12 protein-coding genes are annotated in these 14,991 nt (G+C 64.9%); 10 read left to right on the plus strand and 2 right to left on the minus strand.

From position 1 onward, the window contains the following. Positions 1-22: 22 nt before the first annotated feature. The 9 genes from P0652_RS07850 to scpA all read left to right on the plus strand — a co-directional run bounded on the left by P0652_RS07850 (position 23) and on the right by scpA (position 12,086). The gene (locus P0652_RS07850; RefSeq protein WP_284178232.1) at positions 23-1,168 is read left to right on the plus strand and encodes an isobutyryl-CoA dehydrogenase; all 1,146 of its coding nucleotides are present in this window, start codon (positions 23-25) and stop codon (positions 1,166-1,168) included. Positions 1,169-1,182: 14 nt separating this feature from the next. Continuing rightward, positions 1,183-2,088 (plus strand): 3-hydroxyisobutyrate dehydrogenase, encoded by a 906-nt coding sequence (gene mmsB / locus P0652_RS07855; RefSeq protein ID WP_284178233.1) that lies wholly within the window; start codon positions 1,183-1,185, stop codon positions 2,086-2,088. A 43-nt stretch (positions 2,089-2,131) separates the two neighbouring features. Then, entirely contained in the window at positions 2,132-3,220 is a 1,089-nt protein-coding gene (locus P0652_RS07860) for an esterase-like activity of phytase family protein (protein ID WP_284178234.1), read from the plus strand. An 84-nt stretch (positions 3,221-3,304) separates the two neighbouring features. Next, positions 3,305-4,834 (plus strand): acyl-CoA carboxylase subunit beta, encoded by a 1,530-nt coding sequence (locus P0652_RS07865; protein ID WP_284178235.1) that lies wholly within the window; start codon positions 3,305-3,307, stop codon positions 4,832-4,834. Between the two features lie 93 nt (positions 4,835-4,927). Next, positions 4,928-6,943, plus strand: a complete 2,016-nt coding sequence (locus P0652_RS07870) for an acetyl-CoA carboxylase biotin carboxylase subunit (protein WP_284178236.1) — start codon at positions 4,928-4,930, stop codon at positions 6,941-6,943. Continuing rightward, positions 6,943-7,398 (plus strand): DUF1284 domain-containing protein, encoded by a 456-nt coding sequence (locus tag P0652_RS07875; protein WP_284178237.1) that lies wholly within the window; start codon positions 6,943-6,945, stop codon positions 7,396-7,398. The genes P0652_RS07870 and P0652_RS07875 overlap by 1 nt, the downstream gene beginning before the upstream one ends. Before the next feature lie 12 nt (positions 7,399-7,410). Then, positions 7,411-8,001, plus strand: coding sequence for a biotin transporter BioY (locus P0652_RS07880; protein ID WP_284178238.1), 591 nt, complete (start codon positions 7,411-7,413; stop codon positions 7,999-8,001). 24 nt (positions 8,002-8,025) lie between these two features. Continuing rightward, the gene (locus P0652_RS07885; RefSeq protein WP_284178239.1) at positions 8,026-9,915 is read left to right on the plus strand and encodes a methylmalonyl-CoA mutase family protein; all 1,890 of its coding nucleotides are present in this window, start codon (positions 8,026-8,028) and stop codon (positions 9,913-9,915) included. A gap of 11 nt (positions 9,916-9,926) precedes the next feature. Beyond that, the gene (gene scpA, locus P0652_RS07890; protein ID WP_284178240.1) at positions 9,927-12,086 is read left to right on the plus strand and encodes a methylmalonyl-CoA mutase; all 2,160 of its coding nucleotides are present in this window, start codon (positions 9,927-9,929) and stop codon (positions 12,084-12,086) included. An 18-nt stretch (positions 12,087-12,104) separates the two neighbouring features. Here scpA and P0652_RS07895 read toward each other — a convergent pair whose 3' ends face one another. Beyond that, a complete protein-coding gene (locus P0652_RS07895) occupies positions 12,105-12,452 on the minus strand; it encodes a gamma-glutamylcyclotransferase family protein (RefSeq protein ID WP_284178241.1) in 348 nt (115 codons plus the stop codon). A 162-nt stretch (positions 12,453-12,614) separates the two neighbouring features. Here P0652_RS07895 and ilvD point away from each other — a divergent pair, with 162 nt between their 5' ends. Beyond that, positions 12,615-14,450 (plus strand): dihydroxy-acid dehydratase, encoded by a 1,836-nt coding sequence (gene ilvD, locus P0652_RS07900; RefSeq protein WP_284178242.1) that lies wholly within the window; start codon positions 12,615-12,617, stop codon positions 14,448-14,450. A 49-nt stretch (positions 14,451-14,499) separates the two neighbouring features. Here the strand turns inward: ilvD and P0652_RS07905 are convergent, their stop codons facing one another. After that, positions 14,500-14,961, minus strand: coding sequence for an Lrp/AsnC family transcriptional regulator (locus P0652_RS07905; protein ID WP_284178243.1), 462 nt, complete (start codon positions 14,959-14,961; stop codon positions 14,500-14,502). Positions 14,962-14,991: the final 30 nt, after the last annotated feature.

Below are 14,991 nucleotides of genomic sequence, written 5' to 3' on the forward strand. Positions count from 1 at the left end.
CAACCGCCATCGGGAGGCTTGCATGTTCCAGTTGAGTGACGATGCCCGCACCATCCAGGATATGGCCCGGGCCTTTGCAGCGGAAAAACTGGCGCCGCATGCCCTCGAATGGGACGAGAAGAAGCATTTCCCGATTGACGTGATGCGCGAGGCTGCCGCGCTCGGCATGGGCGGAATCTATGTCCGCGACGATGTCGGCGGATCCGGGCTGACCCGGCTCGACGCCGCCGTCATCTTCGAGGCGCTGTCGACTGGCTGCCCCACCGTCGCCGCGTATATCTCGATCCACAATATGTGCGCCTGGATGATCGACACCTACGGCAACGATGCCCAACGCAAGGCCTGGCTGCCGGCTTTGGTCAGCATGGAGCGCTGCGCGAGCTACTGCCTGACGGAGCCCGGCGCCGGTTCGGATGCCGCCGCCCTCTCGACACGCGCCCGCCGCGAGGGGGATCACTATGTCCTCGACGGCCAGAAGCAGTTCATTTCCGGCGCCGGCAATGAGGCCGACTTTTACGTGGTCATGGCGCGGACCGGGGCCGACGGGCCAAAGGGCATCTCGACCTTCGTCGTCGAAGGCGGCACGCCCGGCCTGAGTTTCGGCGCCAACGAGCGCAAGATGGGCTGGAACGCCCAGCCGACCCGGGCGGTCATTTTTGAATCCTGCCGTATCCCGGCTGCCAACCGGCTGGGCGAGGAAGGCGACGGATTTCGTATTGCCATGTCCGGCCTCGATGGCGGGCGGCTCAACATTGCCGCCTGTTCGGTCGGCGGTGCCCAGGCGGCGCTCGAAAAGGCGCTGGCCTATGCGGGCGAGCGCAAGGCGTTCGGGCGCAAGCTCAACGAATTCCAGGCGCTCCAGTTCCGGCTGGCGGATCTCGCCATCGAACTCGAGGCCGCCCGGCTGTTCCTCTATGCCGCTGCGGCTTCCTACGACCGCGACGATGCCGACCGGACGAGCCGCATCGCCATGGCCAAGCGCTTCGTCACCGATACGGGCTTCGACGTCGCCAATGGTGCGCTGCAGATCCTCGGCGGCTATGGCTATCTCTCGGAATACGGCATCGAGAAGATCGTGCGGGATCTGCGGGTTCACCAGATCCTCGAGGGAACAAACGAAATCATGCGGTTGATTGTGGCGCGCAGCCTCATCGCCCAGCAGGCATAAGAGCGGAGGAATGCATGGCAACGATCGGGTTTCTGGGTCTGGGCAATATGGGGCGTCCGATGGCGCTCAACCTGGTGAAGGCCGGCCATGAGGTGATCGGTTTCGACCTCTCCCCCGAGGCCTGCGAAGCCAGCCGCGCCGTCGGGCTGACCGTCGCCGGCGACGCGGACGTCGCGGTGCGCAAGGCCGATATCGTCGTCACCATGCTGCCGGCAGGCAAGCATGTGCTCGATGCCTATTCCGGCCGTATGAACCTGCTCTCAAAGGCTGCGCGGGGCACGCTCTTTATCGATTGCTCCACGATCGACATTGCCTCGGCCCGTGCCGCGAGCGAGGCTGCCTCGTCAGCCGGTATGCTGGCAGTCGATGCGCCGGTCTCCGGGGGCGTCGGCGGGGCAGCCGCCGGGACGTTGACCTTCATGGTCGGCGGAAGTGCGGATGCTTTCGCCAGGGCGAAGCCGGTCCTCGAGGCGATGGGCAAGAAGATCGTCCATTGCGGCGGAGCCGGGAACGGGCAGGCAGCCAAGATCTGCAACAACATGCTGCTCGGCATCTCGATGATCGGTGTCGGCGAGGCCTTTGTGCTGGCGCGCAAGCTCGGCCTGTCCGATCAGGCGCTGTTCGATGTGGCCTCCACCTCGTCCGGGCAATGCTGGTCGCTCAACACCTATTGTCCGGTGCCGGGGCCTGTGCCCACTTCCCCGGCCAACCGCGACTATGCGCCCGGCTTTGCAGCCGACCTGATGCTGAAGGATCTCAAGCTCAGCCAGCAGGCGGCGCAGGGCAGCGGAGCTGTCACGCCCCTTGGCGCGGCGGCGGCGCAGCTTTACGAATTGTTCGCGGCCCAGGGACATGGCGGCCTCGATTTCTCGGCCATCGTCACGTTCCTCAACGGGACGCCCGGCAAGGCTCCGCGCTGACGCGGTTCCCGCTCCGGTTCTCAATCCTTCGGGGGAGGGCGCGATGCGTCGTGGAATCAAACTGGCCGTTCTGGCTCTCGGCCTGCTGACCGCCGGCCTCGCGCTGGCTCAGAACCCCGGACCGCTGCGCCGGATCGGCGAGTTCCGGATATCGACCGGGCTCCATATCGGCGGAATCGAGTTCGGCGGCATATCCGGCCTCGAGCGCGATCCGGCTACCGGCCGCTATCTCGCGCTATCGGATGATCGCGCCGAGCGTGGGCCCGTCCGGCTCTACGAGATGGATATCGGCATTGATGCCCGGGGGATCGCGAAGCTCGAAATTCTCCGGACAATCGAATTGACGGATGAGGCGGGCAAGCCGTTCCCTCGCCTTGCGACAGATCCGGAAGCCATCCGCATTGCGCCGAACGGCAATCTGGTCTGGGCCTCCGAGGGCGACCAGCAGGGCCGGCCGGCCCTTTTCGAGGCGGACAGGAACGGACGTGCCCTTCGCCGGTTCGCTCTGCCGGATTACTACATGCCCGATCCGGGCAAGACCCGTGGTGTGGTTGGCAATCTCGCCCATGAAGGCCTCGCCTTTTCGCCCGATGGCCGCCGTCTCTACGCGCTCACCGAGAACGCCCTCGCGCAGGATGGCCCGGTCGCCAACCGGCAGGAAGGCTCGCTCTCCCGGTTGCTGGTGCTCGATTTCGCCAGCGGCCAGCCTCTCGCGGAATACGCCTACCGCACCGAGCCCGTCCGTCTGGCTTCGACGCGCAATCCTCCGGTCGAGGATAACGGCGTCTCCGAGATCCTGATGATGCCGGATGGCCAGCTGATTGTCGTCGAGCGGACTTTTGCCCTTGGCGCCGGGAACATGATCCACCTCTTCCGTGTCCGGCCAGAAGGCGGCACCAATGTGCTCGGCCGCGCCAGCCTGAAAGAGGGCGAGCCTGTCATCCCTTTGGCCAAGGAATTGTTGATGACACTGCGCGAGGGTGATTTCGGGCTCGATCTCGACAATATCGAGGCGCTTGCCCTCGGCCCAATGTTGGATGGGCGACAGACTCTTGTCTTTGCCTCTGACAACAACTTCAACCGCAACGGCCAGGTGACGCAATTCGTCGTTTTTGCGCTCGAACCGCGCTGACCTTGGTCAAAAGACCGAATTGACCGATGCCGGCACCCTGCTATCGGTTGCCGGCATCGGATTGTGCCGTGGGAGAGAAGGTTCATGAAGGAAATCCTCGACAGGCTCGAGTCCCGCCGCCAGGAGGCCCGCCTCGGCGGTGGCCTCAAGCGCATCGAGGCACAGCATGCCAAGGGCAAGCTGACGGCGCGCGAACGGCTTGAATTGCTGCTCGACCATGGCTCCTTCGAGGAATTCGACATGTTCGTCGAACATCGCTGCGTCGATTTCGGCATGGACAAGCAGCCCCGCCCGCCCGGAGATGGCGTGGTGACCGGCTGGGGCACGGTCAATGGCCGCAAGGTCTTCGTCTTTGCGAAGGATTTCACGGTTCTCGGCGGCTCGCTCTCCGAGACCCATGCCCAGAAGGTCGGCAAGATCCAGGAACTCGCCCTGCGTATGCGCGCCCCGATCATCGGCCTTTACGATTCCGGCGGCGCCCGCATCCAGGAAGGCGTGGCGAGCCTCGCCGGCTATGCCGACATCTTCAAGCGCAACGTCACGGCTTCGGGTGTCATTCCGCAGATCTCGGTGATCATGGGCCCCTGTGCCGGCGGCGATGTCTATTCCCCCGCCATGACGGACTTCATCTTCATGGTCCGCGATACCTCCTACATGTATGTGACCGGACCGGATGTCGTGAAGACCGTGACGAACGAGATCGTCACCCACGAGGAACTGGGCGGTGCCTCGGTCCACACCACGAAATCCTCGATCTCCGACGGTGCCTTCGACAACGATGTCGAGGCCCTGCTGCAGATCCGCCGGTTGATCGATTTCCTGCCTGCCAACAACCAGGAAGGCGCGCCGGAATGGCCGAGCGCGGATGATCCGCTTCGCCGCGACATGAGCCTCGACACGCTGGTTCCGGACAATGCCAACCAGCCCTATGATATGAAGGAGCTCATCCTCAAGGTTGTCGACGAGGGCGATTTCTTCGAGATCTCGGAGAAGCATGCCGGCAACATCATTACCGGTTTCGGCCGGATCGAGGGGCGCACCGTGGGCGTTGTCGCCAACCAGCCGATGGTGCTGGCCGGCGTGCTCGACAGCGATGCCAGCCGCAAGGCCGCGCGCTTCGTCCGCTTCTGCGATGCTTTCGAAATTCCCATCGTCACCTTCGTCGATGTGCCGGGCTTCCTGCCGGGCACGGCACAGGAATATGGCGGGCTGATCAAGCACGGCGCGAAGCTGCTCTTCGCCTACAGCCAATGCACGGTGCCGCTCGTTACCTGCATCACCCGCAAGGCCTTTGGCGGCGCTTATGACGTCATGGCCTCCAAGCATATTGGCGGCGACGTCAATTATGCCTGGCCGACGGCGCAGATCGCCGTCATGGGCGCCAAGGGCGCGGTGGAGATCATCTTCCGCGGCCAGACACCGGAAGAAATCGAGAAGCGCACCCGCGAATATGAAGAGCGGTTCCTCTCGCCCTTCGTTGCCGCCGAGCGCGGCTATATCGATGAGGTGATCATGCCGCATTCGACGCGGCCGCGCATCGCCCGGGCACTCGCCATGCTGCGCACCAAAAAGGTCGAGCAGCCCTGGCGCAAGCACGACAACATGCCGCTGTGAGCATTGGCGAGTGAAGTAGGAACCGGTTCGCGTAAAGCCAATGCGAACGAGAAATAGATTTCTTGCAGGCCGGGGCGGCCTCGGAGTTTGGGAATGTTCAAGAAGATCCTGATCGCCAATCGCGGGGAAATCGCCTGCCGGGTCATCAAGACGGCGCGCCGGATGGGCATCGCCACCGTTGCGGTCTATTCCGATGCCGACAAGGACGCCATGCATGTGGCCATGGCGGATGAGGCCGTCCATATCGGCCCGCCGGCAGCGAGCGAATCCTATCTTGTCATCGACAAGATCATCGAGGCGTGCCGGAAGACCGGCGCCGAGGCGGTCCATCCAGGCTATGGCTTCCTTTCCGAGCGCGAGGCCTTCGCTCACGCGCTGAAGGCAGCCGGCATCACTTTCATCGGCCCGAACCCGCATGCCATCGCGGCCATGGGCGACAAGATCGAATCGAAAAAGGCGGCGGCGGCGGCCGGCGTCTCGACGGTTCCCGGCTATCTCGGCACGATCGAGACGCCCGAGGAAGCGATGAAAATCGCCGACGAGATCGGCTATCCTGTCATGCTGAAAGCCTCGGCCGGTGGCGGTGGCAAGGGCATGCGCATCGCCTGGAATGCCGACGAGGTGCGCGAGGGCTTCGAGCGCTCGCGGTCGGAGGCGAAATCCTCCTTCGGCGATGACCGGATGTTCGTCGAGAAATTCATCGTCAATCCCAGGCATATCGAGATCCAGGTTCTCGGCGACAAGCATGGCAACGTGATCCATCTCGGCGAGCGCGAATGCTCCGTTCAGCGCCGCAACCAGAAGGTTGTCGAGGAGGCGCCCTCGCCGCTGCTGGACGAGGCGACCCGTGCGAAGATGGGTGCTCAGGCCGTCGCCCTTGCAAGGGCCGTGAACTATGACAGCGCCGGCACGGTGGAATTCGTCGCCGGGCAGGACCGCAGCTTCTTCTTCCTCGAAATGAACACGCGCCTTCAGGTGGAGCATCCGGTGACGGAAATGATCACCGGGCTCGACCTTGTCGAGGAGATGATCCGCGTCGCCTATGGCGAGGCCCTGCGCTATCGGCAGGAGGATGTCCGCCTGCAGGGCTGGGCCGTCGAGAGCCGCATCTATGCCGAGGACCCGACCCGCAACTTCCTGCCCTCGATCGGCCGGCTCACCCGCTATCGACCGCCGGCGGAGGGCGAAACCGGCCCTGTGACCGTGCGCAACGATACCGGTGTGGAGGAAGGCGGCCAGATCTCGATGTTCTACGATCCGATGATCGCCAAGCTGGTTACCCATGCGCCGACCCGGCTTGAGGCGATCGAGGCGCAGGCGCGGGCGCTGGATGGCTTTGCGATTGACGGGATTCGGCACAACATCCCCTTCCTCGCCACGCTGATGGCGCATCCGCGCTGGAAGTCTGGCGCGCTCTCCACCGGATTCATCGCCGAGGAATTCCCGGAAGGGTTCCAGATCCCGCTGCCGCAGGGCGATGCCGCCCGCCGGCTTTCGGCGATCGCGGCGGCCATCGACCACGCGCTCAACGCGCGCAAGCGGCAGATCTCCGGCCAGATGTCGACCATGCGCCCGGTGACCTTCGAGACCGACCGTGTCGTGCTGGTCGGGCAGGGGCCGGATGCCGTCCGGCTCGATCTCGTGGTCGAGCCGCAGGGTGAGGGGCTCTGCATCCGCTTTGACGACGGCACGGTGATGGCGCTCAACTCTGGCTGGCGCGCGGGCGATCTCGTCTGGAACGGGACGATCAACGGCGAGGCACTGGCAGTGCATGTCGCGCCGATTCCGAACGGCGTCCGGCTGGCGCAGGGGGGGGGCGCGGCGGCCTTCCGTGTGTACACCCGGCGTGAGGCCGCCCTTGCCGCGCTGATGCCCGAGAAGAAGGGGGCCGATACCTCGAAGGTTCTGCTTTGCCCGATGCCGGGCCTCGTCAAGAGCATCGCCGTGGCCGAGGGGCAGGAGGTCAAGGCTGGCGAGACCCTCGCCATCGTCGAGGCCATGAAGATGGAAAATGTTCTCCGTGCCGAGAAGGACGTGACAATCGGCAAGCTCAAGGCCAAGGCCGGCGACAGCCTCGCCGTCGATGCCGTCATCATGGAATTTGCCTGATGGCTGCGGTGCAGCCTCCCGTCCCGTTGCGGCCGCACCATCTCCTGTGCAGCCTCACCTACCGCGGGGAGGGCTACAGCGCCGCTTTTGTGGCCGGCTATGACCGGGTGATCGAACGCCTCGCCGCGGGTGCGCCGATCTGTATTGTCGAAGGGCCGGACGCGATCTGCGGCCCGCGCCTCGGCGAACCGGATTGCCATTGCCAAGAGCCCCGGATCGCCTGGCGCGACCGGCAGGCCGCCGCCGATCTCGCGCCCTGCCTCGGGCAGGCGCTTCTGCCGGGCACCGAACTGCCCGGGCTTGTCGACCATCTGCCTGCATTGCGGGCCGCCTTTGCCGAGGGCACGCTGCGCACGGCCTGTTCAGGTTGCGCCTGGCATGACCTCTGCGATCAGGTCGCGCTTGCCGGTTTTGCCGGCACGCGGCTTCTGCCTCCTGTGCCGTCAATTTCCTGAAAGGATTTCACCATGACTTTGCATGCCCGATCTTCTCTTGCCCATGCTGCCATGCCCGTCTTTCGTTTCGAGGGTGATTACACCCTGCTCCGGAAGGCCGCCGCCATTTTCGCCGGCAGCATCCTGCTCGCCCTCTGCTCGTGGATCAGCGTGCCGATGATTCCGGTTCCGATGACGATGCAGACCTATGGCATCCTGCTGCTCGGCGTCCTGCTCGGCTGGCGTCTGGCCGGTGCCTCGGTCCTGCTCTATCTCGCAGAGGCGTTGGCCGGTCTGCCGGTTCTCGCCGGAGGTGCCTTCGGCTTGAAGCCCTTTCTCGGCCCGACGGCCGGCTATCTCGCCGCTTTCCCGCTCGCGGCGATGCTGGTCGGCTGGTGCGTCGAGCGTGGTTGGGCCCGCCATGTCCTCAGCGCTTTCATGGTGATGCTGGCTGCCCATGCCGTGATCTTTGCCGGCGGCCTTGCCTGGCTCGCCACCTTCACCGGCATGGAGAAGGCCATCGCTGTCGGGCTGATGCCGTTCCTCGTCGGTACGGTCATCAAGTCTGCTCTGGTCGTCGCCACAGGCATCGCTTTTGCGCGAGCCAAGGGCTGGCATCGCTAAGCCTTCTCGCGAGGGAGACAGCCCATGACGGCAACCCGCCACAACATCTTCCCGCCGACAACCGAAGCCGACTGGCGCAAAGCGGTCGAGCAGGTGCTCAAGGGCGCCGATTTCGAGAAGGTGATGGTCGGGCGCACATCGGATGGCTTGCCCGTCCTTCCGCTGCATCCGCGGCGGAAGGATGTCGAGGCCATTGCCGGCCCGCGCGGGGCCGAACGCTGGCGGATTGCCGCCCGCATCGCCGATCCCGATGCCGATCGGGGCAATGGGTTGCTACACGAGGACCTGCTCGGCGGGGCGGATATGATTACCGCGACGCTCGCGGGTTCTCCGCAGGCGCGCGGCTTCGGCCTGCGTGAACCCTCTCCGGCCACCTGGTCGCAGGCCCTGCGCAACGTTCATTGCGATCTCGTTTCGCTGCGGCTGGAAGGGGCACCGTTCGGCGGTCGTGCGCTGGCTGATTCCTTCGCCGCCTTCGCCCAGGCCAGCCGCCTGCCGGGCGCAACGCTCAAGGTCGATTTCGGTCTCCAGCCGCTGGCGGATTTTGCAGCGCTCGGGCACTTCCCGCTGGCCTTCGGAACGTTGATGGCCAATGCGCTGGAGATCATCCGCCAGCGTCGGGCGGAGGGTTTTGCCGGGCCTTTCCTGCGGTGCGACTCCCGCCCCTTCCACGAGGCTGGGGCCACCGAGGCGCAGGAACTGGCGCTTCTTGCTGCGCAGGGCGTGACCTATCTGCGCGCGCTCGAGGAGGCCAACGTTCCGCTTGAGGAAGCGAGCAACTGGCTCTCCTTCACGCTGGCCGTCGATGATGATTTCTTCCTCGGTATCGCCAAGCTGCGCGCCTTGCGCCTGCTCTGGGCCCGGATCGAGGAAGCCAGCGGGCTCTCCCCGGCACCCGTTGCCATCCATGCCGAGACTGCCTGGCGAATGCTGACGCGGCACGATGTCCATGTGAACCTGCTGCGCAACACGATTGCGGCCTTCGCGGCGGGGATCGGTGGCGCGGATTCGATCGAGGTCCTTCCTTTCACCGCGCCGCTCGGGCTCGCGGATGCCGCAGCCCGCCGCCTCGCGCGGAATACCAGCCTCATCCTGCTCGACGAATCCAGCCTCGCCCGGATGCTGGATCCGGCAGCCGGTGCGGGCAGCATCGAGGCGATGACCGATGCGCTGGCCGAAAAAGCCTGGTCGCTCTTCGGTGTTCTCGAAGGGCAGGCCGGCAACCGGCTCCGCGGCATGCCTGCTGCGCTGGAGAACGGCTTCGTCGCCGAGATGCTGCGTGATGCCCGCGATGCCCGGCTTCGGCTGCTGGCAACCCGGCGTCAGCCGTTGACCGGCGTGAGTGAGTTCCCGGATCTCACGGAAACGCCGCCAGCTGTCCTGGCGGAAGCACGCCCGCATGCGGCGCCGGAGGGGGCGTTGCCCTCCCTGCGGCTGGCCGAGCCCTTCGAACATCTGAGAGACCGCGCCATCCGGCTCGGGCATGGAAAGCCGCCCCGGGTCTTCCTCGCCAATCTCGGGCGCGTGGCCGATTTCACGGCTCGCGCCACCTTCGCAAAAAGCTTCTTCGAGGTGGCCGGCATCGAGGGACTGGGGAATGGCGGCTTTGCCGATGCGGGCGGGAAAACGGACCTCGCTGCGCTCCTCGCAGCCTTCCGGGCGAGCGGCGCGGCATTCGCCTGCCTTGCCTCGTCCGATGAGGTCTATCGCAGCCCGTCAGACGCCGGCGAGGACAGCCTGGCCGTTGCCGCGGCGAAGGCCTTGCATGCGGCGGGTGCGCGGCAGGTCTGGCTGGCCGGCCGCCCCGGACCCGACGAAGCTGCCTACCGGGCCGCCGGGATCAGCGGCTTTTCGTATGTTGGCTGTGATGTGCTAGCCTCGCTCGAGGCTGCACTCGATGCAATCGGCACCTGAGGGAGAAACCCATGAGCCGCCTGCCCGATTTCACCTCCCTTGCCTTCCGTCGCCCGGGCCAGCCGGCGCCGGCAGCTTCCGTCGAGCCTTGGCTCACGCCCGAGGGCATCGCCATCCCGGCCCTGACCACCGAGGCGGATCTGGCGGGGATTGACTTCCTCGACACGCATCCCGGCCTGCCGCCCTTTGTCCGGGGGCCCTATCCGACCATGTATGTCAATCAGCCCTGGACGATCCGCCAATATGCCGGTTTCTCGACGGCCGAGGATTCGAACGCCTTCTACCGCCGCAACCTTGCGGCCGGGCAGAAGGGCCTGTCGGTCGCCTTCGATCTTGCCACCCATCGCGGCTATGATTCCGACCATCCGCGCGTTGCGGGAGATGTCGGCATGGCCGGCGTGGCGATCGACTCGATCTACGACATGCGGACGCTGTTCGAAGGCATCCCGCTCGACCAGATGTCCGTCTCGATGACGATGAACGGCGCCGTGCTGCCGGTTCTTGCCCTGTTCATCGTGGCGGCAGAAGAACAGGGTGTTGCGCCGGCGAAGCTTTCCGGGACCATCCAGAACGATATCCTCAAGGAGTTCATGGTCCGCAACACCTATATCTACCCGCCGGACGGTTCGCTGCGCATCATCTCGGACATTTTCGCCTACACGGCGGAGCATATGCCGAAATTCAACTCGATCTCGATTTCCGGCTACCACATGCAAGAGGCCGGGGCGACGCAGGATCTCGAACTGGCGTACACGCTGGCGGACGGGATCGAGTATATACGCACCGGCCGAGCAGCCGGGCTCGACATCGACACCTTCGCCCCGCGCCTTTCCTTCTTCTGGGCCATCGGCATGAACTTCTTCATGGAAGTGGCCAAGCTGCGCGCCGCCCGCCTGCTCTGGTCGAAGCTGGTAAAGGGTTTCGATCCGAAATCGCCGAAATCCCTGCCGCTGCGCACCCATTGCCAGACATCCGGCTGGAGCCTCACCGCACAGGACGTGTTCAACAACGCGATCCGCACCTGCATCGAGGCCATGGCGGCCACGCAGGGGCACACGCAGTCGCTGCATACCAACGCGCTCGACGAGGCGCTCGCGTTGCCGACGGACTTCTCGGCGCGCATCGCCCGGAACACCCAGTTGCTGATCCAGCAGGAAGCCGGCACCAACCGCCTGATCGACCCATGGGGCGGCTCGCGGATGGTCGAGAAGCTCACGCATGATCTTGCTACCCGCGCCTGGGGTCATATCGAGGAGGTCGAAAAGCTCGGCGGTATGGCGAAGGCCATCGAGGCCGGCATTCCCAAACTCCGGATCGAGGAAGCTGCCGCCCGCACACAGGGCCGGATCGATTCCGGCGAGCAGACGATCATCGGCGTCAATCGGTACATTCTGACCGATGAAAAGCCGATCGACGTGCTCAAGGTCGACAATGCGGCCGTCCGCGCGCAGCAGATCGCCAAGCTCGAACGGCTCCGCGCCGAGCGCAATCCCGAGGACGTCCGGGCGAGCCTCGCTGCCCTTGAACACGCGGCGCGCAGCAAGACCGGCAACCTTCTCGCACTGGCCGTTGCCGCCGCACGAGCCAAGGCGACGGTCGGCGAGATCAGCCTTGCGCTTGAGCGCGCCTTCTCGCGGCATCGCGCCGAGGTCAAGGCGATTTCAGGCATCTACCGTGAAGCTGTCGGTGAGAAGAACGCCGCTGTGCAGCGTGTCATGGGCATGACCCGCGCCTTTGCCGAGAATGACGGGAGGCGTCCGAAGATCCTCGTCGCGAAGATGGGGCAGGATGGCCATGATCGCGGCCAGAAGGTGATTGCCTCGGCCTTTGCCGATCTTGGCTTTGATGTCGAGATCGGGGCATTGTTCGCGACGCCGGAGGAAGCGGCGGCGCAGGCGGTGCAGGGTGATGTGCATATTATCGGCGTTTCGTCGCTCGCCGCCGGGCATCTCACCCTTGTGCCGGCACTGAAGGCCGCGCTGGAAAAGGAAGGCCGCCCCGATATCATGATCGTGGTGGGTGGTGTCATCCCCCCGCAGGATTTCCAGGCCCTGCTCGATGCCGGGGCGGCGGCGATCTTCCCGCCGGGCACCGTCATCGCCGACGCGGCCGAGAAGCTGCTCGACGGGCTCAACCGCAAGCTTGGCTTCGCCCAGCCCAAGGTGGCCTGACAAAAGCAGCCTGAACAGTCAGGCCTTTACATAGACCCAGGCTTCGAGGCCGGAACGCAGGCGGACAGCGATCCGCCGGTAATCCGAGACCTCGTAGGCATCGGCGGCGGCAAGTTCCTCGGCCGTGATTTCGAAAACCGTTCCGGTGACTTCGTCGAGTTCAAGGCCTGTCCGCAGGAGGATCGGATGGAAGCGTTCGCCGCTCGCCGCGATCACAGCCGGGTCCGAAATCTCGACCATCGCCTTGCGGTAGCCTGGCAGAATGTCGGGCTGGCCGGCAAGCAGGCGACCGAACTGGCTGATCTGGACCTGCGGCGTCTGCAGTGTGCCATAGGAGAAAAGATAGATCGGCGCGTGAGATGTCATTCTGAAAATCTCCAATCAAAAACAAAGTCGTGAATGATGGCCGGGTAGCGGGATTCGGGCACCCGCGCAACCGATCGCCAGATTGCCCGATGGCCGCTTTTCACCTAAAGCGGGTGAAACAAGACCAGCGGCCCCGAAGGCCTGCTTCACGAAGGAAACCCCATGCCCGCATATCGTTCGCGTACAACCACCCATGGCCGCAACATGGCCGGTGCCCGCGGCCTCTGGCGCGCCACCGGCATGAAGGATGGCGATTTCGGCAAGCCGATCATCGCTGTCGCCAATTCCTTCACGCAATTCGTGCCCGGCCATGTCCATCTCCATCCGCTCGGGCAGCTGGTGGCGCGCGAGATCGAGGCGGCCGGCGGTGTGGCCAAGGAATTCAACACGATCGCCGTCGATGATGGCATCGCCATGGGCCATGACGGCATGCTTTATTCGCTGCCTTCGCGCGAAATCATCGCCGACAGCATCGAGTACATGGTCAATGCCCATTGCGCCGATGCGCTGGTCTGCATCTCGAACTGCGACAAGATCACGCCCGGCATGCTGATGGCGGCCTTACGTCTCAACATTCCCGTCGTCTTCGTCTCCGGCGGGCCGATGGAAGCCGGCAAGGTGACCGTCAAGGGCAAGGAAAAGGCCGTCGACCTTGTCGATGCCATGGTCTGGGCGGCGGATGACAGCTACTCCGACGAGGACGTGCAGAAGGTTGAGCAATCGGCTTGCCCGACCTGCGGCTCCTGCTCGGGCATGTTCACTGCCAATTCGATGAACTGCCTGACCGAAGCCCTCGGCCTCTCGCTGCCCGGCAACGGCACCGTCCTCGCCACCCATGCCGATCGCCGCCGCCTCTTCGTCGAGGCCGGGCACCTGATCGTCGATCTGGCACGCCGCTATTACGAGCAGAACGATGAAGGCGTGCTGCCGCGCAATATCGCCACGTTCAAGGCATTCGAGAACGCGATGACGCTCGATATCGCCATGGGCGGCTCGACGAACACAGTGCTGCACCTGCTGGCTGCGGCCCACGAGGCCGGGCTCGACTTCACGATGAAGGATATCGACCGCCTCTCGCGGAAAGTGCCGGTGCTCTGCAAGGTCGCCCCGGCGGTTGGCGATGTCCATATCGAGGATGTGCATCGCGCCGGCGGCATCATGAGCATCCTCGGCGAGTTGCATCGGGCCGGCCATCTGCACGGCGAGTGCCGGACAGTGCATGCCGAAACGATGTCAGCCGCATTGGCCCGCTGGGATATCACGCAGTCGAATTCGGAATCCGTGGCCACCTTCTTCAAGGCCGCGCCCGGCGGCGTGCCGTCTCAGACCGCCTTCAGCCAGTCGGCCCGCTGGAAGGAACTGGATACCGACCGCGAGAAGGGCGTCATCCGCAAGGCCAGCCACGCCTTCTCCAAGGATGGCGGCCTCGCCGTGCTCTACGGCAACCTTGCCGAAAAAGGCTGCATCGTGAAAACGGCCGGTGTCGACCCGTCCGTGCTGGTCTTTTCCGGAACCGCGCGCATTTTCGAGAGCCAGGACTCGGCCATTGACGGCATCCTCAATGGCGGCGTTGTGGCCGGTGATGTCGTGCTGATCCGCTACGAGGGGCCGAAGGGCGGGCCGGGCATGCAGGAAATGCTCTACCCGACCAGCTACATCAAGTCGAAGAAGCTCGGAACCTCCTGTGCGCTTGTCACAGATGGGCGTTTCTCCGGCGGCACCTCGGGCCTGTCCATCGGCCATGTCTCGCCGGAAGCGGCCTCGGGCGGCACGATCGGGCTGGTCCGGGATGGCGACATCATCGAGATCGACATCCCGAACCGGTCGATCCATCTCAAGGTCAGCGATGCCGAACTCGCCACGCGGCGTGCGGAGCAGGACCGGCTCGGCTGGAAACCGGCCAAGCCGCGCAAGCGCAACGTGACAACCGCGCTGAAGGCTTATGCCCTGTTCGCGTCGAGTGCGGATACGGGCGCCGTCCGGATCCTGCCGGAATGACGGGAGATCCCCGGGGCGCAGCGGCAGCTTCGCCCCGGCTTTCCCGAGGTCAGGCCAGATCCGGCACCCGGTAGCTGGTGGTGGATTTCACGCGTTCCATCGCGAAGCGCGAGGTGACGTTCTTGAGCGGGATCACCTCGATCAGGCGCTTGTAGAAGGCGTCGAACTCGGCCATGTCGCGGACCACGACGCGCAGCATGTAATCGACATCCCCGGCCATCCGGTAGATGTCCATCACCTCCGGCATGGAGGAGACGGTGCGGGCGAAATTCTGCAGCCACGGGCCGGAATGGTCGCCGGTCTCGATCTGCACGAAGACGGTCAGGCCCAGGCCGATCTTCTCCGGCGAAACCAGCGCGACACGCCGCGTGATCACCCCGGACGCATCCAGCCGCTGAATACGTTTCCAGCACGGCGTCTGCGACAGGCCGACCCGGTGCGACAGCTCGGCAAGGCTGACGGTGCAATCCTCCTGGAGCACTGTGAGGATCTTCCGGTCAATGGCATCCATGGCAGGCTCCCTTCTTGGGCCTGAATGTAT

The sequence above is a fragment of the Rhabdaerophilum sp. SD176 genome, assembly GCF_030143245.1.
Classification (GTDB): domain Bacteria; phylum Pseudomonadota; class Alphaproteobacteria; order Rhizobiales; family Beijerinckiaceae; genus Rhabdaerophilum.